General features: G+C 61.2%; 20 protein-coding genes. 12 read left to right on the top strand and 8 right to left on the bottom strand.

The window, feature by feature from the left end; translation table 11 throughout:
• Window positions 1–230: 230 nt before the first annotated feature.
• The 7 genes from kdpF to V6767_RS09495 all read left to right on the top strand — a co-directional run bounded on the left by kdpF (window position 231) and on the right by V6767_RS09495 (window position 9,121).
• Entirely contained in the window at window positions 231–320 is a 90-nt protein-coding gene (kdpF, locus tag V6767_RS09465) for a K(+)-transporting ATPase subunit F (protein ID WP_045679702.1), read from the top strand.
• A 248-nt stretch (window positions 321–568) separates the two neighbouring features.
• Window positions 569–2,641, top strand: a complete 2,073-nt coding sequence (gene kdpB / locus V6767_RS09470; protein WP_448473246.1) for a potassium-transporting ATPase subunit KdpB — start codon at window positions 569–571, stop codon at window positions 2,639–2,641.
• Between the two features lie 126 nt (window positions 2,642–2,767).
• Window positions 2,768–4,441: a potassium-transporting ATPase subunit KdpA gene (gene kdpA, locus V6767_RS09475; RefSeq protein ID WP_448473247.1), complete on the top strand. Its 1,674-nt coding sequence runs from the start codon at window positions 2,768–2,770 to the stop codon at window positions 4,439–4,441.
• 16 nt (window positions 4,442–4,457) lie between these two features.
• Window positions 4,458–5,012, top strand: a complete 555-nt coding sequence (locus tag V6767_RS09480) for a potassium-transporting ATPase subunit C (protein ID WP_448473248.1) — start codon at window positions 4,458–4,460, stop codon at window positions 5,010–5,012.
• Between the two features lie 187 nt (window positions 5,013–5,199).
• Window positions 5,200–7,917 carry an ATP-binding protein gene (locus V6767_RS09485; protein ID WP_448473249.1) on the top strand — a complete coding sequence of 906 codons (2,718 nt, stop codon included), beginning with the start codon at window positions 5,200–5,202 and terminating at the stop codon, window positions 7,915–7,917.
• On the top strand, window positions 7,914–8,606 hold the full coding sequence (locus V6767_RS09490) for a response regulator transcription factor (protein WP_448473250.1): 693 nt from the start codon (window positions 7,914–7,916) through the stop codon (window positions 8,604–8,606). Before V6767_RS09485 ends, V6767_RS09490 begins: the two co-directional genes overlap by 4 nt.
• Before the next feature lie 62 nt (window positions 8,607–8,668).
• Window positions 8,669–9,121 carry a PTS sugar transporter subunit IIA gene (locus tag V6767_RS09495; protein ID WP_448473251.1) on the top strand — a complete coding sequence of 151 codons (453 nt, stop codon included), beginning with the start codon at window positions 8,669–8,671 and terminating at the stop codon, window positions 9,119–9,121.
• Between the two features lie 636 nt (window positions 9,122–9,757).
• On the opposite strand, the gene V6767_RS09500 is transcribed toward V6767_RS09495, so the two are convergent.
• The 6 genes from V6767_RS09500 to V6767_RS09525 form a co-directional block, all read right to left on the bottom strand.
• A complete protein-coding gene (locus V6767_RS09500) occupies window positions 9,758–10,258 on the bottom strand; it encodes a ferritin-like domain-containing protein (protein ID WP_448473252.1) in 501 nt (166 codons plus the stop codon).
• 224 nt (window positions 10,259–10,482) lie between these two features.
• On the bottom strand, window positions 10,483–12,321 hold the full coding sequence (locus tag V6767_RS09505; protein WP_448473253.1) for a potassium transporter Kup: 1,839 nt from the start codon (window positions 12,319–12,321) through the stop codon (window positions 10,483–10,485).
• Window positions 12,322–12,495: 174 nt separating this feature from the next.
• Window positions 12,496–13,872, bottom strand: a complete 1,377-nt coding sequence (gene zwf, locus V6767_RS09510; protein ID WP_448473254.1) for a glucose-6-phosphate dehydrogenase — start codon at window positions 13,870–13,872, stop codon at window positions 12,496–12,498.
• Window positions 13,873–13,891: 19 nt separating this feature from the next.
• The gene (gene gnd, locus V6767_RS09515; RefSeq protein ID WP_448473255.1) at window positions 13,892–14,893 is read right to left on the bottom strand and encodes a phosphogluconate dehydrogenase (NAD(+)-dependent, decarboxylating); all 1,002 of its coding nucleotides are present in this window, start codon (window positions 14,891–14,893) and stop codon (window positions 13,892–13,894) included.
• A 1-nt stretch (window position 14,894) separates the two neighbouring features.
• The gene (locus V6767_RS09520; protein WP_448473256.1) at window positions 14,895–15,113 is read right to left on the bottom strand and encodes a hypothetical protein; all 219 of its coding nucleotides are present in this window, start codon (window positions 15,111–15,113) and stop codon (window positions 14,895–14,897) included.
• A 3-nt stretch (window positions 15,114–15,116) separates the two neighbouring features.
• Window positions 15,117–15,494, bottom strand: a complete 378-nt coding sequence (locus V6767_RS09525; protein WP_448473257.1) for a hypothetical protein — start codon at window positions 15,492–15,494, stop codon at window positions 15,117–15,119.
• A gap of 1 nt (window position 15,495) precedes the next feature.
• Here V6767_RS09525 and V6767_RS09530 point away from each other — a divergent pair, with 1 nt between their 5' ends.
• Window positions 15,496–15,888, top strand: a complete 393-nt coding sequence (locus tag V6767_RS09530; RefSeq protein ID WP_448473258.1) for a LysR substrate-binding domain-containing protein — start codon at window positions 15,496–15,498, stop codon at window positions 15,886–15,888.
• 877 nt (window positions 15,889–16,765) lie between these two features.
• Here the strand turns inward: V6767_RS09530 and V6767_RS09535 are convergent.
• The gene (locus tag V6767_RS09535; protein ID WP_448473259.1) at window positions 16,766–19,225 is read right to left on the bottom strand and encodes an MBG domain-containing protein; all 2,460 of its coding nucleotides are present in this window, start codon (window positions 19,223–19,225) and stop codon (window positions 16,766–16,768) included.
• A 16-nt stretch (window positions 19,226–19,241) separates the two neighbouring features.
• Here V6767_RS09535 and V6767_RS09540 point away from each other — a divergent pair, with 16 nt between their 5' ends.
• The 3 genes from V6767_RS09540 to V6767_RS09550 all read left to right on the top strand — a co-directional run bounded on the left by V6767_RS09540 (window position 19,242) and on the right by V6767_RS09550 (window position 21,006).
• Window positions 19,242–19,979: a hypothetical protein gene (locus V6767_RS09540; RefSeq protein ID WP_448473260.1), complete on the top strand. Its 738-nt coding sequence runs from the start codon at window positions 19,242–19,244 to the stop codon at window positions 19,977–19,979.
• A gap of 72 nt (window positions 19,980–20,051) precedes the next feature.
• Window positions 20,052–20,522 carry a hypothetical protein gene (locus V6767_RS09545; RefSeq protein ID WP_448473261.1) on the top strand — a complete coding sequence of 157 codons (471 nt, stop codon included), beginning with the start codon at window positions 20,052–20,054 and terminating at the stop codon, window positions 20,520–20,522.
• 103 nt (window positions 20,523–20,625) lie between these two features.
• Complete coding sequence (locus tag V6767_RS09550) at window positions 20,626–21,006, top strand: transposase (protein ID WP_448473262.1); 381 nt, start codon at window positions 20,626–20,628, stop codon at window positions 21,004–21,006.
• 83 nt (window positions 21,007–21,089) lie between these two features.
• On the opposite strand, the gene V6767_RS09555 is transcribed toward V6767_RS09550, so the two are convergent.
• Window positions 21,090–21,848 (bottom strand): response regulator transcription factor, encoded by a 759-nt coding sequence (locus V6767_RS09555; RefSeq protein ID WP_448473263.1) that lies wholly within the window; start codon window positions 21,846–21,848, stop codon window positions 21,090–21,092.
• 67 nt (window positions 21,849–21,915) lie between these two features.
• On the opposite strand from V6767_RS09555, the gene V6767_RS09560 reads away from it, so the two are divergent.
• Complete coding sequence (locus tag V6767_RS09560) at window positions 21,916–23,985, top strand: sensor histidine kinase (protein WP_448473264.1); 2,070 nt, start codon at window positions 21,916–21,918, stop codon at window positions 23,983–23,985.
• The last annotated feature ends 45 nt before the right edge of the window (window positions 23,986–24,030 follow it).

Raw genomic sequence — 24,030 nt, forward strand, 5'->3', positions numbered from 1 at the left:
TCTCCCGATTGAGCTTTCGCGCTTTTCCTATGAGATTTTTATGTCTTGGCCTCTCCCCCTCTCTCGAACCCTTATGCGGTTCCGCGCCATATTCTTGCCATCATCGGTAAACGGCCGGAATGCGACTGGCGCTCTCATACCTCCGCATAGCGCGTCCGATCTTGTGGCGATGACCTGCATTGCAAATGCGTGGCGCGAATAAAGGCCCCGCATACGAGAAGAGGTGAGAAATGATCGTCGAGTATGCTCTGAGCGGGGCGGTGACGCTGTTCGTCGCTGCCTATCTGATCTACGCGCTGCTTCGGCCGGAACGCTTCTGAGTTCCCGAAGGTCCAGCCCGATGAAACCGGCACGGACCATAGGAACGTCGCTTCGCCAGATCCGCAAATCCCCCGATCCGCAGCAGCCCAAACCCCCAAGGCAGGAAAGCCGCTGCGGGCATCGGACATCATCCTCGCCTTGACCTTAGCGACGGTGCTGATCGCGCTTGTCGCCCGGCTTTCCGCGACGCTTTTAGGGCGCGGCTGAACGGACCGAGCCGTCATTCATCAACATGCTGGAGTCGCATATGAGCCAGTCTCAATCCGCGAGTCTCTTCGACGCTCGCATCCTTGTCCCCGCACTTGGGGGCGCATTCAAGAAACTCAATCCGCGTACGCTGGCGAAGAACCCGGTGATGTTCGTCGTCGGCGTCGTCTCAGTTCTGACGACAGTGCTGTTTCTCAAGGACGTCGCGACCGGCGCGGGCGACCTCGGCTTCTCCTTCCAGATCATCCTCTGGCTCTGGTTCACGATCCTGTTCGCGAATTTCGCCGAGGCGGTCGCGGAGGGACGCGGCAAGGCGCAGGCCGACTCGCTTCGCCGTTCGCGCACCGAGACCCAGGCGCGGCTCCTTGCCGATCCGGACAGCAACGAGACCAAGCTCGTGCCGGGCACAAGCCTGAAGGCGGGCGACATCGTCCTGGTCGAGGCTGGCGACATCATTCCGTCCGACGGCGAGATCATCGAGGGCATCGCCTCGGTGAACGAGGCGGCGATCACGGGCGAGTCCGCGCCGGTCATCCGGGAATCCGGCGGCGACCGCTCGGCGGTGACCGGCGGCACGCAGGTGCTGTCGGACTGGATCAAGGTCAGGATCACCGCCGAGGCGGGATCGACCTTCATCGACCGCATGATCGCCCTGGTCGAAGGCGCCGAGCGCCAGAAGACGCCGAACGAGATCGCGCTGAACGTGATGTTCGCCGGGCTGACGCTGATCTTCGTCATGGCGACGGCGACGATCCCCGCCTTCGCAGCCTATGCCGGCGGTTCCATTCCGATCATCGTGCTGGTGGCGCTGTTCGTGACCCTGATCCCGACCACGATCGGCGCGCTGCTTTCGGCCATCGGCATCGCCGGCATGGACCGCCTGGTGCGCTTCAACGTTCTCGCCATGTCCGGCCGCGCCGTCGAGGCGGCCGGCGACGTTGACACGCTGCTGCTCGACAAGACCGGAACGATCACGCTCGGCAACCGTCAGGCGACCGAGTTCCGGCCCGTCAAGGGTGTCACCGCTCAGGAACTGGCCGATGCCGCTCAATTGGCCTCGCTCGCCGACGAGACGCCGGAAGGCCGCTCCATCGTCGTGCTCGCCAAGGAGAAATACGGCATTCGCGGACGGGACATGCAGTCACTGCACACGACCTTCGTGCCGTTCACGGCGCAGAGCCGCATGTCGGGCGTCGACTTCGATGGGTCATCGATCCGCAAGGGCGCCGTCGATGCCGTTCTCAAATATGTCGAACAGGCATCGGCCGCAAATGGGTCGACACGCGCCAGCGCCGAAAGCAAACGCGAACTCGAGACGATCGCCAACGACATCGCCAAGACAGGCGGCACGCCGCTTGCCGTGGTCAGGGACGGCAAACTGCTCGGTGTCGTCCATCTCAAGGATATCGTGAAGGGCGGCATTCGCGAGCGTTTTAACGAACTGCGCCGCATGGGCATTCGCACGGTGATGATCACCGGCGACAACCCGATGACGGCGGCGGCGATCGCGGCCGAGGCCGGCGTCGACGACTTCCTCGCCGAAGCCACGCCGGAAAACAAGCTGACGCTGATCCGCGAGGAACAGGCCAGGGGCAAGCTCGTCGCCATGTGCGGCGACGGCACCAACGACGCCCCTGCCCTTGCCCAGGCCGATGTCGGCGTCGCCATGAACACCGGCACGGTCGCAGCCCGCGAGGCGGGCAACATGGTGGATCTGGATTCCGATCCGACCAAGCTGATCGAGATCGTCGAGATCGGCAAGCAACTGCTGATGACCCGCGGGGCGCTGACCACCTTCTCGATCGCCAACGACGTCGCGAAATATTTCGCGATTGTGCCGGCCATGTTCATCGCGCTTTATCCGCAACTCGGCGTGCTCAACATCATGGGGCTCGCAACGCCGCAAAGCGCGATCCTGTCGGCGATCATCTTCAACGCGCTGATCATCATCGCCCTCATCCCGCTTTCGCTCAAAGGCGTTGCCTACAAGGCCATCGGCGCGGACGGGCTCCTGAGGCGCAATCTTCTCATCTACGGGCTTGGCGGCCTCATCGTGCCGTTCATCGGCATCAAGGCGATCGACCTCGTCATCACCGCCATCGGCCTCGCCTGACCACAAGGAGTTCGACACATGACCATCCTCTATCTCGTTCTCGGCCTGGCGGTCTTCGGGCTTCTGCTCGTCATGACCGACGCCGTCGACCGCGCCTGATCTTCCAACGATGTCGGAGACTTCTCGATGTTCATTCAATCCATAATCTTCGTCGTCCTCGTCGTTGGGGGCACGGCGCTCATCTCCTGGCCGCTCGGCCGCTACATGAAATGGGCCATGGACCCGAACAGGGGCGAGGCCGGCGGCTTCACCCGCCTGTTCCAGTCGATCGGCGGCGCCACATGCATGCAGGACCAGAACTGGAAGCGCTACATGGTCGCCATGCTGGCCTTCAACATCGTCATATTCGTGGTCACCTTCGGGTTTCTCGCCCTGCAACAGGCTCTGCCGCTCAATCCCGACGGCAAGGGCGCATTGGAGGGCAGCCTGATCTTCAACACGGCGGCCTCGTTCACCTCCAACACCAATCTGCAGCATTATTCGGGTGAGGTATCGCTCAGCTACCTGTCGCAGCTCGGCGGCCTGATGTGGCTGCAGTTCGTGTCGGCGGCCACAGGGATCGCGGCGCTTGCCGCGCTCGCCCGCGGTCTTGCCGGACGGCCACTTGGCAATTGCTTCGTTGACCTGCAGCGTGCGTCCTTCCTCGTCCTGCTGCCGGTTGCTGTCGTATTCGCCATCCTGCTCGTTCTTGGCGGCGTGCCGATGACGTTCGATGGGACGGCGGTCGCGACCACGCTCGAGGGCGTCCAGCAAACCATCGCCCGCGGTCCGGTCGCCGCCTTCGTGTCGATCAAGCAGCTCGGCACCAATGGCGGCGGCTTCTTCGGTCCAAACTCGACCCATCCGCTGGAGAACCCGAGTTTTTGGACCAACATCGTCGAGATGGTCGCTATCATCCTGATCCCGATGGCTTGCGTATGGATGTTCGGCCGGATCATCGAGCGCAAGCGCCACGCAATGGTGATCTTCGCGGTGATGCTGGGCTTCATCGCGGTCAAGATCGCTGGCGCGGTCTATTTCGAATCCGCGCCCACGCTGGCCTTCGCCAACCTTCCGATCGAGCAGACCGTCGGCAATCTCGAGGGCAAGGAACTGCGCTTCGGCGCGACCGGCGGCCCGCTCTGGTCCGTGCTGACCACGTCCACCTCGAACGGTTCGGTCGGGGCCATGCATGACAGCCTCAACCCGATGACGGGCCTGATGCCGATGGTCGGCATGTGGCTCAATTCCACCTTCGGCGGCGTCGGCGTCGGCATGATCAACATGTTCCTCTATATCGTCGTCGGCGTCTTCATTGCCGGGATGATGATCGGCCGCACGCCGGAATATCTCGGCTGGCGCGTGGAAGCGCGGGAGGTGAAGTTCGCGCTGTTCGCCCTGTTGGCGCATGGCCTCTTCATCCTGGGCGGGACGGCAATCTTCGCCGCAACACCGTGGGGCGCCGACACGCTCAACAATGTCGGCCCGCACGGCTTCTCCGAAATGCTCTACGAGTTTACGTCGGCCAGCGCCAATAACGGCTCCGGCTTCGAGGGGCTCGGCGATGGCACCGTTCCGTGGAACATCGCGACCGGGATCGTGATGCTGCTCGCGCGGTTCATCCCGATCATCCTGCCGCTCGCGATCGTCGGCTCGCTCTCGACCAAACGTCGGAGCGTCGAATCGAGCGGCACGCTCAGCGTCGAAAGCGGCGTCTTCGCGACCATGCTCGCCTCGACGATCCTCGTCATCGGCGCACTTACCTTCTTCCCGGCGGCGACGCTCGGCCCGATTGCCGAACACGTCATGTTCATGAACTGATCCGGAGATCCGAAAGATGCAACTTTTTCTGTCGAGTATTCGCATTGCCGCGGCGACCATGCTGATATGCGTCGCGGGTTATGCAACAGCCGTCTGGGCCGTGGCCCAGGCGATCGCCCCCGACACCGCCAATGGTTCGCTGATCATCGACGAAAGCGGCGCGGTCATCGGCAGCCGCCAGGTGGCGCAGGCCTTCACCGAACCCCGCTATTTCTGGCCGCGGCCCTCAGCCGTCGATTATAACGGCGCGGGCGCCGGCGGCAGCAACAAGTCGCCGACGAGCACCGATGTCGAACATCGCGGTCGCGCGATGGTGGAACGCTACGGCGCAACCCCGGACAACCCGTTGCCTGCCGACCTTGCCACCGCATCCGGAGCGGGTCTCGATCCGCATATCTCCGAGGACGGCGCGCTCTATCAAGCAGGACGCGTGACGGCCGCGCGTGGACTGGAGAGGGCACAGATCGAGGAACTCGTCCGCCAGGCGTCGTTTTCGACCGGCGGATTCCTCAGCACGGACCGCATCGTCAACGTCCTTGAACTCAACATCGCATTGGACGCAATGAACTGAGCGTGATTGTCCGCAGACCAAAAGCGCCATACCTATGCGATGGCATGTCCATCGAAGCCGTCTCCGGGATCGACGGTTTGCAGACCCGAAGGCGGCATTATCGAAAGTGGAATTGCGGACGGCTCGACAAGCGACTGCACGATCAGGTGGTTGCATTTGATGGCCTCAACGTGGCGGGAATAACAAGATGGGAACGGAAGAGTCAGCGCGCGATACACGCCCTTCTCCTGACGCGCTGCTGGAAAAGGCGGAGCAGGAAACACGCGGCCGTCTGAAAATCTTTCTGGGCGCCGCGCCCGGCGTCGGCAAGACCTACGAAATGTTGCTATCCGGCCGGGCCCGTAAGTCCGATGGCGACGATGTCGTCATCGGCGTGATCGAAACCCATGGCCGGAAGGAAACCGAGGCTCTGGTTCGCGGTTTCGAGATCATTCCAAGGACAAAGATCGAATACAAGGGCCGGGTCCTCGAGGAAATGGATCTGGATGCGGTGCTGGAACGCGGTCCGGCCCTGGTGCTTGTCGATGAACTGGCCCATACGAACGCGCCGGGCAGCCGTCATCCCAAGCGTTATCTCGATGTTCTCGAACTCCTCGACCATGGCATCGACGTCTATACGACGCTCAATATCCAGCATCTGGAGAGCCTGAATGACGTGGTCGCGCAGATCACGCGCATTCGGGTCCGGGAGACGCTTCCCGATTCCATTCTCCAAAAGGCCGATGACGTCGAGATCATCGACATAACCCCCGACGACCTGATCAAGCGGCTGAATGAAGGCAAGGTCTATGTTCCGAGGACCGCCAAGCGCGCGATCGAGAACTATTTCTCGCCGCGGAACCTGACGGCGCTGCGCGAACTGGCCTTGCGCCAGACGGCCCAGCGCGTCGACCAGCAACTCCTCTCCCAGATGCGCCAGAGCGCGATCGAGGGGCCGTGGCCGGCCGGCGAGCGGATCCTTGTTTGCGTCAACGAGGACCCGTGCTCGTCAGGGCTCGTGCGCTACGCCAAAAGGCTCGCGGACCGACTGCACGCGCCGTGGGTCGCGCTCCATGTCGAGGGGCGGCGCACGCAGAGCCTGGATGATGATGGTCGGGACCGGATCGCCGCGGCGCTGCGTCTGGCCCAGAGCCTCGAGGGAGATGCGGTGACCGTTCCCGGCGGCGGCGGTCGTGTCGCCGCCGATATCGTGGCCTATGCCCGCGCCAACAACATCACCCATATCGTCATCGGCAAGAGCGAGCGGTCTCGATGGTTCGAGATCCTGCACGGTTCCGTCGTACACGAACTTGTCCGTCATGCCGGCGACATCAGCGTCGATGTGGTGGCCGGAAGCAAGCCTGGCGGGGCGCCGGCGTCCAGAACCTCCGTCGCGGTCGCGGAACCGCGTTCGCGCCCGGACTGGAAGGCCTATCTGAAAGCGACGATGGTCGTTGCGATGGCGGTCGGCTTCGGCTTGGCGCTCTGGCCCTGGCTCGGCGTCGAGCACATCGCGCTGATATTCCTGACCGGCGTGGTCACCGTCGCTGTCTGGTTCGGCCTGCTGCCATCGCTTTACGCCAGCGTGTTGTCGGCCGCCTGCTACAATTTCTTCTTCACCAATCCCTATCATACATTCCTGATTTCGCGGCCGCGCGAGATCGTATCCGTCGTGTTTTTCACGATCGTGGCCGTGATCGTGTCGAATGTCGCCGCGCGCGCCAGGGCGCAGACGATCGCCGCCAAGGCGCGGGCCCGAACGACGGAAGCGCTCTATTCATTCAGCCGGAAACTGGCCGGAGCAAGTACGCTGGATGACGTGCTGTGGGCATCGGCCCATCAGATGGCCTCCATGCTCAAGGCACGCATCATCATCCTTCTGCCGGAAAACGGCACGGTGGCGGTCAGGGCGGGCGTGCCTCCGGACGATAGGCTTGTCGATGCCGACATCGCGGCGGCACGCTGGGCGTTGGAACATAACCGACCGGCCGGACGGGGGGCGGACACATTGCCGGGCGCCGCCCGCCTCTATGTCCCCCTTACCACAGGCGAGACGCCGGTGGGCGTTGTCGGTCTGGACAGTGACAGGCAAGGACCGCTGCTCACGCCTGAAGAACAGCGGCTGCTGGATGCGCTGGCCGACCAGGCAGCGGTTGCGATCGAGCGCATCCAGTTGGTCGCGGACGTCGACAAGGCAAGGCTGGCCGCGGAAGCCGACAAACTGCGCTCCGCATTGCTGGCATCGATATCGCACGACCTCAAGACCCCGCTGGCGGCCATTCTGGGCGCTGCCGGAAACCTCCGCGACTATTCGGCGGCACTGAGCGAACAGGATCGCAACGACATGCTTTCCACGATCGTCGACGAGTCCGAGCGGTTGAACAGGTTCATTGCCAATCTCCTCGACATGTCGCGGATCGAAACCGGCGCGATGGAGCCGAACGCCTCGCTGCAATATCTCGACGACATGGTGGGATCGGCGCTCCGCCGGGCGCAAAAGATGTTGTCGCGGCATCATGTCCGCACCGAACTGCCGGTGGATCTTCCCATGCTCAAGGTTGATCCCGTCCTGTTCGAACAGGTGATCTTCAATCTTCTGGACAATGCGGCGAAATACGCGTCGCCGCAGACCACGATCCGGATGCGAGCGTGGAAGGACGGAAAGTGGGTGACGATCCAGATACTGGACGAGGGACCGGGCATTCCGCCGGCCGACCTGGAAAGAGTCTTCGACAGCTTCCATCGCGCGCGCAAGCGCGACCATGTTCTCGCCGGCACGGGCCTCGGTCTCTCGATATGCAGGGGGTTCGTCGAGGCGATGGGGGGCACGATCACATCCGCCAACAGGACGGATCGCAGCGGCGCCGTCTTCACGATCCGGATGCCGACGCCGGCGAACCCGCCGAGAGTGGGAGATGCATCATGACCAATCCAACCATCCGGATACTGATTGTCGACGATGAAGTGCCGATCCGCAAACTGCTGCGCGTTGGTCTGTCGGTCGAAGGCTACAAGATCGTCGAAGCGATGAATGCGAGGGAGGCGATGGAGAGCGTTGCCGCAGGCGAGCCCGACCTGATCATCCTGGACCTCGGCCTTCCCGACATGCCAGGTCATGACCTCCTGGCCAGGTGGCGCAACGAAGGCGTCGAACTGCCGATCATCATTCTATCGAGCCGGACAGATGAAGCCGGCATCGTCAGGGCGCTGGAACTCGGCGCGGACGACTATGTCACCAAGCCCTTCGGCACCAAGGAACTGGCGGCGCGCATCCGCGTCGCGCTGCGGCACAAGCTCCAGCAACAGGGCGAACGTCCGGTCTTCCAGACCGGCGCGCTCTCGGTCGATCTCGTCAAGCGGATCGTCAGGGTCGGCGACAAGGAGATCAAGCTGTCGCCGAAGGAATACGACATCCTGCGCGTTCTCGTGCAACACGCCGGCAAGGTGATCACCCATCGACACTTGCTCGAGGCGGTCTGGGGCGGTTCCGCCGACGTCCAGTATCTCCGCGTCTATGTCCGGCAGCTTCGCCAGAAGATCGAACTGAGCCCCGACGAGCCGCAATACATCACGACGGAAACGGGCGTCGGTTACCGGCTGCGCGAAGCCGACTGATATCGACTTGGAAGCGCCCGCGAGCGCAGCCCACGGGGTCAAGCACTGGAAGTGAGTAGCATATGAAAATCTCCGAAGTCATGCGGCCGGACGATGTCCTGATCGATGTATCTGCCGCCTCCAAAGCCAACCTGCTGCAGCTGATGTCCAATCGGGCGGCGCAGGTCCTGGGCGTCGATCGATCGGACATTGTTGGCGCGTTGGAGCATCGCGAGAAGCTGGGATCAACAGGTTTCGGCGCCGGGATCGCCATCCCTCACGCCCCGGTTGAAGGCGTAGCCGCGCCGTTCGCACTCTTCATCCGGCTTGCGAGACCGATCGCGTTTGAGGCGATCGACGATCGACCCGTGGATGTCACTTGTCTGATCCTCACGCCGCCCGGCGACCAGGCGGAGTACATGAAGCTTCTATCGGCGATATCCCGCAAATTGCGGTCTTCCGAAACACTCAAGACCATCAGATCCGCCACCGACGTCGGGCAGATCTACGCCACGATCACGATGTGCGACGACTGACAGATGTCGCGCGGTTCGTTGGAGCAATCGATCTTGCCATTGTTCGATCTTTTTGGTGTGAAGGTCGACTCGGCAAGAAGGCCCGGCCAAAGTCTTCCTGCCATTGATCGCGGCCGCGAAAATGCCGCAGAAGTCTCCAGGATCAAACGATTCAGCTTTCACGGGCAGAGCACTCCCTTTCGGGTCTTTGCCCGGATATCGGAATGAGATAGCCCTTAGCGACGGCAGCATCAAGGTCTTGAAGGGATACGGACCGACAACCCGTCATTTAACAGCTATGGCGGCATTGGCTTTCTCGTTCGGTCACGAAGTCGCGCTCCAAAACAGCTGGTATGGGGCCGTAACCTGGCAGGTAGGTTTCCAAATCGCAGGTCAAGAAAGCGGACATTAACCTGCATGGCATCCAGCGGCACTCTCGGATCTTTGGTTTTCCGAGGGCGAAACAATCTGCGGCTCAGCTTCAAACAAGCCCTCGTGGAGAGCCCATGGTGGCATCCACCAAGAGCGCCGCCGACCTGCACATGACCCCGAACCAGACGTCAATGCCATCTTCCGGTAGCCGACTTTACGAATGTCCACACCATGAAAGGGGCCGCACGATCTTTTCGTACGGCCCCTTCCAGGTTGCGAACAAATTCAGGACGCGGCGTCCTTGTTGACCCCGCCCTTCGTGGCGATCTCTGTCATGCGGCGATCGCCGTCATAGGTCTGATCGAGGCAATTCTTCAAAACCGCCGCGTCACCGTCCAGACCGAGGCGGTTGGCGAAGGCGGCCAGCGTGCCGTAGCCCGCAAGTGCGTAATGTACCATACGCTGGTATTGCGGGATGATGGCGGCGTCGCGCACGTCAGCGTCCGTGATCTCATCGGACAGGCCATGCTTGCGCGCTTCCTTCACGAGGCCTTCCATACCCTTGCAATGCTCCGCGTTTGGCTTGATGCCGTGATCATTGCACAGCTTTTCTATCTGGGCGATACCGTCGGCAATGCCGTTGCCGCCATCGATAAGCGCCTCGGACAGCTCCTCGTCCTTTGCGGCGCGGCCGAGTTCGGTCACGACGGGCAGGCACTGCGTGTTCGCGCTCCAGATGTCCTGCAGTTGGTCGAGGTAGATGTCTTTGAGCGAGTTCATAGCCATGTCGGAATCCTTTGTTCTATTTAGTCCTCCAACGGGTGGCGCCATGGAAAGTTCCTCTGCTCGATATGGCTTGGCGGTATTGAATAGCCCCGCGAATTGTAGACACCTTCCTGTCTGTATGTGAGGTCAGATGACGATCATTGGAAAATCGATTGCTCCATCTAACCCTTCGCAATTGATTGGCGCGCCGACCACGCTCCAGGCTCGCGCAGCACGTCAGATTTCTATCTGCATGCCGAGCTCGACCACTTTTTCAGGCGGCAGTTTGTAGAAACTGCCGTCGCCCTGACAGCGTTGCGCGTCAAGACCGCAAACAACTTCTCCTGCCAGCGGCGCAGAAAGGAGGCATCCTGAGAGGGAATGATCGTCTCGTGTCCGACGAAATAGGTCACGTGATCGAGATCGATGCTGTCGTCGATCTCGCCAAGAAGCCTGAGCGCGACCGGGATATTCGGTGACTGCATGAACCCGTAATGCGCGTGCACCACCGAGAAGTTCTGCCCGAGATCCTTGACCTCGAGCCGCTGGCGGGCGTTGACCTTCGGCACCTCCTCGCTTTCCACATGCAGGAGAATGATCCGCTCGTGAAGCACCGGCAGATGCCAGAACTGGTGCAGGAGCGCCGGCGGCACGTGCGGCAGCGACGCCGTCAGAAAAACCGCCGTGCCAGGGACCCGCGGGACGTTCTTGTGACGAAGGTCGTCCAGGAACGCATCCATATATTGTCCGTTCCGGTTCAGATAGGTGATGAGCCGGCCACGGCCGGATGCCCAGGTCCGCATGATGATGAAGATGCCCGCCCCGACCGCCAGCGGAAGCCACCCGCCGTCCATGATCTTGAGGCTGTTGGCCGCGAGAAAGGTCAGGTCGATCAGGGCAAGACAGATTATGAGCGGCAGGACGAAGCGGGCTTTCCACTTCCACCGGTAAACCATCACGAAATAGAGCAGGATCGTGGTGATCACCATGGTCGTGCTGACGGCAATGCCATAGGCCGCCGCGAGGTTTTCCGAACTGCGGAAGGCCAGCACCAGCGCCACGGTGGAAACGGCCAGGAACAGATTGATCGAGGGCACATAGATCTGCCCGGTCTCTTCCGCTGAGGTCTGACGGATCTCGACGCGGGGGAACTGCCCGAGCTGGACCGCCTGGCGGGTCAGCGAAAAGGCCCCCGAGATCACGGCCTGGGACGCGATGATGGTCGCGGCCGTCGCAAGCAGCACCAGCGGAATGCGCAGGAAGCCGGGGGCCAGGCCATAGAAGGTCTGCCCCGCATGGGCGCTGTCGGACAGCACCAGGGCGCCCTGGCCGAAATAGTTGATCACGAGGCAGGGAAAGACGCAGGCAAACCAGGCGAACCTGATCGGCGGGCGGCCGAAATGGCCCATATCGGCGTAAAGCGCCTCGCATCCGGTGACGGCAAGGAACACCGCGCCCATCACCATCGCCGTGATCCCCGGCCTCGCGAGGCCGAATTCCACCGCATAAAGCGGACTGAGCGCCTTCAGCACGACGGGGTGCTGAATGATCTGCGCGAGGCCGAGCAGGGCGATCACCAGGAACCAGACGAGCATGACCGGTCCGAACAGCACCGCGACACGGGCCGTGCCGCGCCATTGCACGGAAAAGAGCCCGAGCAGGATCACGATGGTGATCGGGACGACAAAGTCGGCGATCGTCGGTTCGATCGTCTGGATGCCTTCGACGGCGCTCAGCACGGAAATCGCCGGCGTGATCATGCCGTCGCCATAAAGAAGGGCGGCGCCGAACAGACCGATCACCAGCAGAACGCCTTTGCCCCTGCGCGATGCTCCGCGCCAGGGCTGGAGAAGGGCGAGAAGCGCAAGAACCCCGCCCTCGCCATGATTGTCGGCGCGCATGACCAGCAACAGGTATTTGAGCGAAACGACAATCACCAGCGACCAGACGATCATCGACAGAATGCCAAGCACGGACGTCTCGTCCGGCGTCGCCATGCCGAGCGCCGTGCGGAAGGCATAGAGAGGGCTCGTGCCGATATCGCCATAGACGATGCCAAGCGCCGAAACCGACAAAGCCGCCATCCCTGCCGGCTGATTTTCGTCCTGCCCAGTCGCCAAAGTCCCGCCCCCTGTCAGCTTGTTATCCTGCCGCGAGCGGAAACCGCCGCCCTTGACGATATAGCCAGGCCGCATCGTCGATGGCGAGAACGCGGCGATCTCTGCCCTTCAGATTGGTCCGTTCCATCTCTCGCTCCTTCAGGATTGCGCTGGATCGAACCAGCCACCCGGCGGGGCAAAGCGTGTCATCTTCTCCGTCCCCCATGTGCCGGACTTGTATATTTCCGGCTGGGCCTTGTCGTCCAGGATGGGTTCGAAGATTGTCCATGCGAGTTCGGCGGCGTCCTCGCGTGTGAACAGTTCGCGCCGGCCGGCCATGGCATCGCCGATCAGCCGGTCATAAGGCGCGAGATCACCGACGCCGTCATCGACGGCGGCAAGCTCCACCGCCTCGCCGCGCATGTCCTCACCCGGCGACTTGCGCCGCGCGCCAAGGCCGATCGCGATCTCCGGCCCCAGCCGGAAGCGGACATAATTGGCACTGGAATGCTCCACCGTGTCGAACAGCGCGATCGGGGGGCGCTTGAACCGCACCACGACCTCGGTTGCGTGAACGGGCAGGTTCTTGCCGGCGCGGATAAAGAAGGGCACGCCGCTCCAGCGCCAGGTGTTGAGGTGAAACCGCACGGCGGCAAAGGTCTCCGTCGTCGAGCCGGCGGCAACGCCCGGCTCATCGAGATAGCCGTCGAACTGGCCGCGCACCACATCCTCATGCGTCAGCGGCGGGATCGCCTTGAGGATCTGCACCTTCTCGTCGACCAGATCGTCGGACGAACCGGTTACCGGCGGCTCCATCGCCAGCAGCAGCAGCACGTTGACCAGATGGTTCTGGATCACGTCGCGGATACAGCCGACCTCGTCATAGAACTTGCCGCGTCCAGCAACGCCGAAGTCTTCGGCCATGGTGATCTGGACGCTGTCGATATGGTCGCGGTTCCACACCGGCTCCAGAAAGGCATTCGCGAAGCGGAAATAAAGCAGGTTCTGGATCGCCTCCTTGCCGAGGAAATGGTCGATGCGGAAGATCGCATCCTCCTCGAACACCGCATGCAGCACCGCGTTGAGCGCCTCGGCCGATTCCAGATCGCGCCCGAACGGCTTTTCCACCATCAGCCGGGCGCCCCTGGCGATCCCCGCCTTGTGGAGCCCGCCCGCGACCGTTTCGAACAGCGATGGCGGAATGGCGAGATAGTAGAGCGGACTCTTGGCGTCGCCGAGCGTCTCGCGCAATGTGTCGAAGGTCGACTGGCTGCGATAATCACCGGAAACATAGGATAGAAGCCCGGTGAATTTCGAAAACACCGCCTCGTCGATCGCCTCGACATGGGTCTCCACCGCGTCTCTGGCGCGGGCAATGAGCTGGTCGAGGGTCCAGTCGTCGAAGGCGACGCCGATCACCGGCGTCACCAGCGCGCCCCGCTTCACCATCGCGTAAAGCGAGGGGAAGATCATCTTGTGGGCCAGATCGCCGGTCACGCCGAACACGACCAGGGCGTCGGATTTTTGCTCCGTCATCGTCTCGACCTCCACCCCGTCACGATTTTTCCAGATGGCCGCCGAAGGCGTAGCGCATCGCCGAGAGAACTTTACCCGCGAATTCCGCCTCGCCGCGCGAGGAGAACCGATCGAACAGCGCTGATGACAGGATCGGCGCGGGAACGCCGGTGTCGATTGCCGCCTGCAATGTCCAGCGGCCTTCGCCCGAATCCGACACCCGGCCGTCGAAGCCTTCGAGATGCGGATTTTCCTTCAGCGCCGCCGCGGTCAGGTCCAGAAGCCACGAGCCGATCACCGACCCATGGCGCCAGACCTCGGTGACGGCCGCGAGATCAATGTCGAACTGGTAGTATTCCGGGTTCGAGAGCGGCGTGGTCTCGGCGTCGACTTCGCGTTCGGACTTGCCGGCATTGGCCGCCTTCAGCACGTTCAGTCCTTCCGCATAGGCCGCCATCACGCCGTATTCGATGCCGTTATGCACCATCTTGACGAAATGGCCCGCCCCGGTCGGCCCGCAATGGAGATAGCCCCGCGATGCCGTGCCCGTGGATGCGTCCGGCGCAGCCCCCGCATCGGCGCCCGGCGCAAGCGAGGCAAAGATCGGGTCGAGCCGCTTGACCGCAACCTTCGGGCCTCCGATCATCAGCGAATAGCCGCGCTCGAGACCCCACACGCCGCCCGACGTGCCAGCGTCGATGAAGTCGATACCGGCGGGCGAAAATTCCGTGGCGAGGTCGATTGCGTCGCGGTAGTGCGAATTGCCGCCATTGATGATGGCGTCGCCCTTTTCGAGCTTGCCCGCAAGGTCGCGGGCAATCCGCGGGGTGATCGCCGCCGGCAGCATCATCCACACCGCGCGGGGCTTTTCCAGCTTGGCGACAAGGTCTTCGACGGAACTGGCGCCGACCGCGCCTTCCTTGACCAGTGCGGCCACGTTGTCGGCGTTGACGTCGTAGACGACGCATTCATGGCCGTCCTTCATGAGACGCCGCACCATGTTGGCGCCCATACGTCCAAGACCCATCATTCCAATCTGCATGTCAAAACTCCGTTTCCATTTGCCGATCGACCTGTTCGCCGACGCGAACGGTGAACTCTACATTCTCCCACTGACCGCTTTCCGGCCAGAAAAAAGTGAAAACCACCGGGTCTTCCAGCTTGCCGACGCCAAGATAGCCGGCGGCGCCGCCAAACAGGCAGAACAGGATCAGGAGCCAGGTATAGAGCGGCTTTTCGATGGCGAGGCGGGCGATCGGCATGGCTCAGTCCTCTGCCCGGGCCATCAGACCGTCATAGCGGGAGACGCGATCTCCTTCCTCCAGCAGGTGCCCGCCAACCGTCACGATCTCGGCATCATCCTCGAGACCGAGCACACGGACCGTATCGCCCTCCGGCATGGCCACATCGACGGGCCGGCGGCGGGCAATGAGAACCTCGCCCTCGGATTCCACCACAAACACGAAATTCTCGTCCGCGCCGCGCGTCACCACCGCGGTGGCCGCCGTCACGCGTCGTCCTTCCACCGCATCGAGGCTGACGATGCGTCCGCCAACCTCGAAGGCAAGATCGACCGTCGCGCGCGCGGCGACCCGCCCGAAAAACACCCGGACCGGCGGCTCATGGCCATCTTCGGCGCGCATGGTGAGCACCGGCTACCTCGCAGCCCGGGGGACGCCCGCCTCTGTCGCGGATCTTTGCAACCATACGCTGTTCGGCTATGCTGACCGTCCGACCAACTATCAGGATGCATCGGAGGCTGAGGCGGAGTTTCCGTCGGCGGCGGCAATATCGGATTCCGTAGCGCTTCTTCCCGCCGTGCTCGGCGATGGCGGGATAGCCCGGTTGCCCGACTTTCTCGCCGCGCGATCCGTCTCCAACGGTCAGCTTGTCAGACTGTGGCCGACAACCCGCCATGAAGAGGTTCCAATCAACGCCCTCTGCCCCAGCCAACGCGCGCTTTCACCGAAAGTGCGCGTATTCATCGATGCGCTTGTCTCGGCGGTGTCGATCTTGAAGGTAGAGGGTCCAGGATAGCAGACCGATAAAATCAGTGTATGTTCAGTAGGAGCGCTGACCCTCGCGCCCGAGATCGAAAATCAGTTTGATTTGCAACTGCATTAAGGTCTTGAAAGGATATGAACCGATGGCCCGGTGGTTTCTCTTGTGTAGCGACATCGATTTGCTAATTCTTACAAAAAATTGCGCTCCGAAATGAACGGCATTTGGGCCGAAGACAGATTGACGATGTCATTCGGTGCGGTTTCGTGACCTCGCAAACTTTATTATTCGAAGGTCTTAAAGCGCCGATCGACATCGAAGGCCTTCGCCGATTTACATCTAAACTTCTACTGCAATAAAGTTTTGAACAAGAGAGGTAATAAAAGCAAAGCGAAAACAAAAATGAGGAAACAAAGCAGCCAAAGGGGCCAGCGCCGATTGTAAACAGGCGTATCACGGCCGCACCGACCACAGGCCGACGTCCCGAAACGCAAGCTATGACCGCAAGAACAGACGAAGAGGCGCAAAGCCCTCCTGTTGGAGCGGCCGGATCTGGAAGGCTGAAATCTGTCGTTGAAAGTCATTTTTTTGATAGGGTCGTCGAGGTTTGGCCGCAGCCGCGTATTTTTCCTGCGAATCCAAAGTAAAGGACACGGCCGAGGCTACGCGCCGGTCGGACGACAGCCAAAGCGGGATTACGTCGGGAAAGCGCGCCCTCGCCTCTTATAGCGTTAACTGGCATTTCATATCTCCGGTCCCCCATGCCCGTGGGTTATCCATGAGCATTCGCAATCGCTGCCCATCGCATCCACATCCTGACTAAAGGAAAGAAAACGCCTTGTATCGCTCGAACGTCCTTAATTATATGTCGAACGTCCTGAAATGACATTCTCCGGCACTGCGCCGGTCCGTCTCAGAGGCGCGTATACCAGTCAGACCAGATATATTTGGATGCGGCAGCGTTTGCGGAGAGCGCGGCGCCCACAAGCGGCTGGCGCCTGGCTTCGCCCGGCGTCACTCCGTATTGCCGGCGAAAAGCCTTAATGAAGGCGCTCTCGGATTGGAACCCCACCGACGTGGCGACGATGTTGATATTGGGTTGCGGCGCCAGCGGATCGGTAAGCTTCTGATAAGCCGCCGCCAGACGTCGCTGACGCACGAAAGCGGCGACGCCACCATGCGGTTCGAAGTGGGTATAGAGCCGGGAGCGCGACATCCCGAACCGTGCAGAGATGTCCTCTACGGTGAGTTTGTCGCTATCCAGGTTGTTGTCGATATGCTGGCGCACCTCCTGCATCAAACTCTTTCGCAGCAAGGTCTTCTGGTCGCCGGTGAGGTCCCTGCCGCCGTTGATGACAGCAGCGAGGAAATGGACGAGCGCCGAAAAAACCTGCGGGCCGTCCTCCGCCTTCATGGTAGGCGCCATGCGATAGACATCCATAACATGAGAACGGAAAAGGCGGGCGAGCGGAATGTCGCCGCGGACGCGACGATAGTGCTGTCCGTCCGGATCATGCAGCAACGGAGCGAGCCTGCTGCGCGGAATGGCGAGCGCCATGAGGTCAAAGTCCTCATTGACGGTGTCGAGGGGTTCGGTGTTATCGAAAATACAGATGTCGCCGGCATCAAGCGTGATATCGCCGCCCACCGCGCGGGCATGGCACCGCCCTTTTCGGAATATCTGAACCATGTAGTTGTCGATGCCGTCTCGGCCGATCTGGGCACGGCTGCGCGAGAAGGGCTGTTCAACGCTTATACAGCGTCCTAGTGTCCCGATCCCCAGCATGAAGCTGTTCATCTCGACCCGGAACGGACGCCTGGCCGCGTCTTCACGAGTCGGTACGTAAAGCTGACTAATGGCTTCCCGCCACTGTCCGTAATCGGTGCTAGAGAACGAATCGCGCGGGATCAAATCCTCACCGATTGGCCCGGTTCTGGTCTCTTCTGGCAAAAAAGTCTCCCTATGGAAGCAGTACTGCCGACACCTATTTTCTTCTCTTAGCTTGACGAAAGATAAGCTGAAGCGCAAGTCGCCTCGGCGGCGGGCCTGCCCATCGCTGGCCCCTTGGTTTCGTCTCCCGCTCGCTGGATCACCGGGAAGCGCGATATGTCGCTGTTCGCACTCCCAGACAGCGATACTTCCTTGAAGAAGGTTGCTTTGATGTACCTTTCGAAACAACCGCTTGACACTCTGAGCTGTGTCCGCGGTCGGCGGATTTTCAACGTTCGGCGCAGCCACGAACAGGCATGCAGGCTCGATAACTGCAACGAAACCCGCGCTGGCGAGCGTGCCCGACAGCTTGTCACCATTGACGAGATTACCGGCGCTGACGAACCAGGTGAACGCCCCCGCCGGGGTGCCGACTTCCTTTTCCGCATCATTGGCGGTCACGGTCACCGCGCGCGGGGTGACGGCAAGCGTGTTGCCCTCATAGCTAATCGCGTAATTGCCATTGGCGGCATCGGTCACCGAGCCTTGCGTGATCGCATAGGAGCCGACATCCGCGAGCCCGGATACGCCGGCGCTTACAAGCTCGCCCGAAAGGCTATCGCCATTGACAAGCCCCATGCCGCCAACCGTGTAGCTCAACAGACCGAGATCGCCATAGGTCTTAACGGCGGCATTGGCCGCAACCGTGATCGCACGGCGCTCAACCGTCATCGACCCGGCCACATAGCTGATGTCGTAATTGCCCGCGGCAGCACCGGAAAGCGCGCCGCCCGAAGCGGCGGTGCTATAGCCGGCCCCGACATCGGAAGAGGAGGTCGCCTCCGTCGTCACGACAACCCCGGAAAGCAGCGACCCGTTCTGACCGTTCTTCCAGCCCGAAACCGCGTAGCCGATCGCCGGCACGGCATCGCCATAGATCATGAGGCCGTTGTCGGCCGTGACCGTCAGCGCCGCCTTTTCGGCCGTCAGCGTGCCCTTGTCATAGCTGATCACGTAGTTCGAAAGACCCTTGCCCGTCGCGCCACCGACGACGATGTCGTAACTTCCGGCATCAGCCTCTGCATCCGCGCCAAGGCTCTTTTCGGAAACGGCGGAGACGCTGTCGCCATTGACGAGTCCGGCGGCGGTGAACCCGGTCAGGCTGGCTGTATCGCCATAGGTCTTGACCACATCCGACGCCGTCACCGTCAGGGCCCGCGGGGTCACAGCGAAGCTGCCATCGACATAGTCGAGCGTGTAATTGCCGAAGGCCGCGCCTGACAGATCCCCGCCAGCGGCAAAAGTGGAATATGTGCTGCCGACATTGGAGATCGAGCGCGCATTCGTGGCAACGCTCACCCCGGTCAAAAGCGCATCGCCCTCTCCGTTCTTCCAGCCACTGACAGCGTAGCCGATCGTCGGCACGGCATCGCCGTAGATCATCGAGCCATTATCGGCCGTGACCGTCAGCCTGCCGGAATATGAAGGGATCTGGATGCGCTGGTTCTGTGACGAACCGGACGATGTCCCACGCTATGTCTGCTCAGGCCCGGAGGACCACTTCCTGCTGGAGGAGATCGCTCTTGATGATGAGCAATTTGCGAACTGGCTGTTGGTCCGGGCGCTCGTTTACACGGATGGGGACGATGAGACGGAAGAAATAGCAGCATTCAGCAAGGCGGCCGGGATTTCGGGTCGTCAATTTGCTGAAATAGACGCACATACCCTCGAATTCGGTGACGATCCGGACAAGCTGGACAAGCTCGCCGCGTATACTGGACGCGTGCCCATTGGCATCGGCGAACGACGGGCTGCGCTGTCGGCGATCAGCCTGTCCGGTTTATCTGACGAGAATACAAATGATGTCGCCTATTTCGAGCTCAGTGAGCACGGGCGCTCGTGGCTGAGAGATGGGGCATCTCAACTGCCGCCTTGGCTTGTCGCGAATGCGCCGCTGAACCAGGTTTTCGGAGAGTACCTTAAAAGCGGTCGTCTAAAGGAGGCCTGGTTGACCCTCAACAGTACGGGTTGGTCGATCGGAGAGGCCCGCAGCGCCGCTCTTGCCCTTGCCAGGGCAGCAGACGAGCCGCTGTTCACACTCCATATGCGGGCTTGGGTGGCGTTCACGCTCGATGAAGAAGAATTCATTCCGGACGATGAACTGAGTACCCGCGAATATGAAAACTACGATTATTGAGATGACCGGCTGGAAGATGCGTCCCGCAAAACGCGCGCTACACTCGGGGCTCGAAACGGCAGGCCCGCGCGGATGAGCAAAGCGGAAGCCACGATTTTCATTTTCGCCATCGTCTTGCTTATCGGTGTCGGCTGGCTGACGATATTTCTCTATATCAAGAGCCGCCTGTCGGCGGTAAGGCACAGCAGGATCGAGACCGAAGGAGAGGTCGCGAACATTCCGTTGGTCGCCGCATTTTCGGGCTGGCGGGGCGTACCCTGGATTTGCTGGTCATCGAGTGACCTGAAGCCAACGCTTATTTTGCACGCCGACCATATCGAGTGCCGTGTAATCAGGCGGCGCAGGAAACCCTATGACGTGGTTTCCCGTGTGGACTACCGACAAACTGTCGGGACGGCCAATATCGTGCTGGAATTTTCGGATTCTCTGTCGAGCTTCGTCGGCAACACGGGCAACAGGGATATCGCACGCGACGCGATCAAACGGCTTGCAGAGAAGGGGTGCCCCCTGTCGGCTCGGGCGAGCGACCTGCTTGATCGCTGAACCCTGGCCCGGTCGTGGGACGGACGTTTTTCACGTGTCGTGATCCGCCATGAAATCCCGTGCAAGACTTTCTTGGTCCCCGATTCTGGCGGGAGCGATGAGGATGCCGACGCCATCCACCAAGGGCGCGACCCAGGCGAACATGCCGCGCGGCCTTCTCCGCAACCTTCGTTCGTCGCCCGCGAGGAGACCCACAAGGAAATCGGCTTCATCTGGGGCGGGGTTGGTGCCCCTGACCCGACAATCGAGCCAATGGCGCGGCAAGGCCTTCATTCAGGGTGGACGAAAGTTCCTGCGCGACGCCCTCTATATGCCCGCCCTCGTCGCCATGCGCTTCAACAAGCAGATGAGGGCAAAATACGAGGCGCTTAAAGATGCAGGAAAACCCGGAAGAGTCGCCGTGACAGCAATCATGCGAAAGCTCATCGAACTGGCAAGCGCACTCATCCGCAATGACAGAAAATGGGCGCAAAATCCTGCTTAATAAAGACGGATACTCTAAAGCAAGGTTTGTGGTTAAGATGACGCGGGCTCGCTCGTAGCGCTCACGCGGTGAATGAAAGAGCGTCAAACGACTTCGGTCTTCGCAGCAAAGCTGATGCCGATCGAGCGGATGGACTTGATCGGCAGGTCGACGTTGGCGGAAGCGGCCTTCTGCTTCAGCCTGTGAACGATCGCATCAATGCCGCGCGTTTCGGGTTTGTCGTCATAGCCAAGCTCGGACGCCAGTTTGCTCCGGCTGACCGGATCTCCCCTGGCCTCGACAAGAATCGCCATGAGTTGCATCTCGCGACCGGTCAGATCGATTCCTATGTCATCGGGCGCCGTCAGTACATAATTGAGACGATCAAGCCGCCAGGTCTCATTGGTGGATTGTGCGACATCGGCATCGTCCCCTGCCTTTCGCGGCTCCGGCAAGCGGCGGACCAGATTGCGGATCGCCAGCACAAGTTCAAGGCCATCGACAGGCTTGGTGAGATAAAGATCGGCGCCTTGCTGATAACCCCGGACGCGATCATCGCGGCCTGTGCGCGCGGTGAGGAGGATGATGCCTCGGCCCTCCGCTTCGCCGGCAAGATCACTCACGAGTTCGAAGCCGCTGCAATCGGGCAGGTTCACGTCGATGATGGCCACTTCGAAGGTTGCGTTGCGCAGCGCCCTGTAACATTCCAGTCCGCTGGATGCCTCGGTCACGTCATAGCCGCTCAGCTTCAAGTATTCGGCGAGGCTCTGGCGCAAATCCTCGTCGTCCTCAACCAGGAGTATGCGGACTATTGCCTTGAGTTGCCCATCGGCATGCTTGATAGTTTGAACATCTTCCGTCATTGCTGTCTGATCGGGTTTTTGAATGCGCTTCCTTCGTAAGCGACGATAATCAAGGAGAGCATTCGCAATGTCCAGACGCCTCCGCCGTTTCTGGATGCACTTTCCGTGCCTGGAGTGGTTGAGCACCGTTCCAATACTGGCGATGGCGCTCTTTCTTGCACCCGGCGGATTGTCCTGGGCAAAGGACGTCGGTTCCGGTGACGTGCCCGATCTGCACTTTTCGATCTTCGTCGACGAAACTGCCGAGCTTACTCTTGCGGACATTCTGGCCGACGGCGAAGCCATCCGCTTCACGCCGTCTGCCCATGACGGGATAGGTGCGCGTTACAGCCGCGACGCCGTCTGGCTGAAAGTCCTGATGACGCCCGAGCAGACGATGCCCGCATTGATGGCGCTGTCGCCAAACTTCGTCGATATGATTGATGTTTATCTTGCCGACATGGCGCCGGACCTTGACGTGAACGACTTCACCCATATCGCGCTCGGCGCGCATCGGCCGCTCTCGACCAACGGATATTCCGGGCTGGACGAAGTGGTTCCGCTGTCGTTCATAGCCGGACGCCCGAAGATCGCCTACATAAGAGTCGCCTCGCCGAACGTCACCCTACTTCTTAATGTCAGACTGTACCGCCCTGAAGCCTATGTGGTGGAGGATGCCTTCGTGAGTATTGTGGGCGGCATCGTGCTGGGCAGCATGTGTCTTCTGCTGATCACCCAGTTGATCCTGTTCCAGTTCGATCGGGATCCTATTTATCCCTTGCTCGCCCTCAGTACGCTGAGCGCGGCCGCATATCACATAGGCAGTCTGGGATATTCGCGGCTGCTTCTGTTTCCCGCCGGCGGAACCGGCAACGACATTTTCCTGGCGTTCTTCTCTTCCTTCGGGCTGACGGCGGGAGCGCTGACAACCTGGCGTGTCTTCGACCTGCGTGGCCGGAGAAGCTGGATGCTCTGGACATGCGCCTTCGTCGCCGTGGCCGGCCTTGTTTGCACGATTGCCATTTTCTTTGGGCTCAATCTTCATTTCGCGCCGCTGCGAAACCTTCTGATCCAGATCTTCGTGACGATCACAGCCGGCTATAGTCTCTGGACGATCCGGCGCGGCGACTGGGCCTCCTATCTGCGCGCCGCCGCTTTCGTATCGCTGTGGATGGGGCTTACACTTATGCTCCTTTACTATTCCAATGTGCCCGGCCTGCCGGAATGGGCGTCGAAGGGCTATGCCATCGCTTGCCTGCTGGAAGCGATGCTGCTGACCCTGATGCTCAGTTGGCGTCTACGAATGGCCAATCGGCTCAATGCCGCGCTGCAGGAAGAGGCGCTCCTCTCTGCCCGGAACGCTGAACAACGCGCGGTCGAAATCGCGCGCGAGCGCACCAGAGAACTGGCGGAGGCCAAGCAGACCGCCGAGGCCGCGCTCGCGGCCGAGATGGAGCAGAAGAAGAACCAGGTTCGCTTCATGGAGGTTATTTCCCACCAGTATCGCACGCCACTCGCTTCGATCCGTTCAAGCGTCGACACGATCGAGCTCAGTCTGGCCGCGGACGACGAACCCAATCGCCAAAGGATAAAGCGAATCCGCCGCGGAATTGCCCGCCTCGTCGAAGTGCTGGAGATCAATCTCGGCCGAAGCCGCATTCAGGGCTCCGCGCTTGAGCCGCAGTTTTGCGCAATCCGCATTGGCCCGATGATCTCCGATATCGGCCGTCGCGCCAGAGAATTGATGCCGGGCGCCGCCTTCCAGATTGACATGCCGCCGGAAGAACAGGACGTGGAGATCGATGTGGATAGTCACATGCTCAGCCTGGCATTGATAAATCTTCTGGAAAACGCCGTGAAATATTCGGCGCCGACTGGAGAAAAGCCGGTGAGGCTCTCAGTCGCGATTGATGGACTGCTCGTGGCATTCTCTGTCAAGGACGAAGGAATCGGAATTCCGGAAAGTGAGATAGAATCCGTTTCCAAAGAAAGGATTCGCGGCTCGAACACGGCCAAGATCGAAGGCACGGGCCTCGGTCTGTCGCTCGTGACGCGCATTGCCGCCGCCCATGGCGGCAGGCTCGAGATCGAAAGTGTCGAGAGCGTCGGCACGAGCGTTACGGTCTTTCTCCCGCGAGCCCACCCCGGGTCCACATAGCCGGCTCGTCCCTCCTTGGGGAGACTTTGCCCGCTGCATGTGGAT

This window comes from Martelella sp. FLE1502 (assembly GCF_053484255.1).

Coding starts and splice junctions, on each gene's coding strand:
- kdpF (WP_045679702.1), top strand. CDS start 231: ATGATCGTCGAGTATGCTCTGAGCGGGGCGGTGACGCTGTTCGTCGCT.
- kdpB (WP_448473246.1), top strand. CDS start 569: ATGAGCCAGTCTCAATCCGCGAGTCTCTTCGACGCTCGCATCCTTGTC.
- kdpA (WP_448473247.1), top strand. CDS start 2,768: ATGTTCATTCAATCCATAATCTTCGTCGTCCTCGTCGTTGGGGGCACG.
- V6767_RS09480 (WP_448473248.1), top strand. CDS start 4,458: ATGCAACTTTTTCTGTCGAGTATTCGCATTGCCGCGGCGACCATGCTG.
- V6767_RS09485 (WP_448473249.1), top strand. CDS start 5,200: ATGGGAACGGAAGAGTCAGCGCGCGATACACGCCCTTCTCCTGACGCG.
- V6767_RS09490 (WP_448473250.1), top strand. CDS start 7,914: ATGACCAATCCAACCATCCGGATACTGATTGTCGACGATGAAGTGCCG.
- V6767_RS09495 (WP_448473251.1), top strand. CDS start 8,669: ATGAAAATCTCCGAAGTCATGCGGCCGGACGATGTCCTGATCGATGTA.
- V6767_RS09500 (WP_448473252.1), bottom strand. CDS start 10,258: ATGGCTATGAACTCGCTCAAAGACATCTACCTCGACCAACTGCAGGAC.
- V6767_RS09505 (WP_448473253.1), bottom strand. CDS start 12,321: ATGGCGGCTTTGTCGGTTTCGGCGCTTGGCATCGTCTATGGCGATATC.
- zwf (WP_448473254.1), bottom strand. CDS start 13,872: ATGACGGAGCAAAAATCCGACGCCCTGGTCGTGTTCGGCGTGACCGGC.
- gnd (WP_448473255.1), bottom strand. CDS start 14,893: ATGCAGATTGGAATGATGGGTCTTGGACGTATGGGCGCCAACATGGTG.
- V6767_RS09520 (WP_448473256.1), bottom strand. CDS start 15,113: ATGCCGATCGCCCGCCTCGCCATCGAAAAGCCGCTCTATACCTGGCTC.
- V6767_RS09525 (WP_448473257.1), bottom strand. CDS start 15,494: ATGCGCGCCGAAGATGGCCATGAGCCGCCGGTCCGGGTGTTTTTCGGG.
- V6767_RS09535 (WP_448473259.1), bottom strand. CDS start 19,225: ATGATCTACGGCGATGCCGTGCCGACGATCGGCTACGCTGTCAGTGGC.
- V6767_RS09545 (WP_448473261.1), top strand. CDS start 20,052: ATGAGCAAAGCGGAAGCCACGATTTTCATTTTCGCCATCGTCTTGCTT.
- V6767_RS09550 (WP_448473262.1), top strand. CDS start 20,626: ATGCCGACGCCATCCACCAAGGGCGCGACCCAGGCGAACATGCCGCGC.
- V6767_RS09555 (WP_448473263.1), bottom strand. CDS start 21,848: ATGACGGAAGATGTTCAAACTATCAAGCATGCCGATGGGCAACTCAAG.
- V6767_RS09560 (WP_448473264.1), top strand. CDS start 21,916: ATGTCCAGACGCCTCCGCCGTTTCTGGATGCACTTTCCGTGCCTGGAG.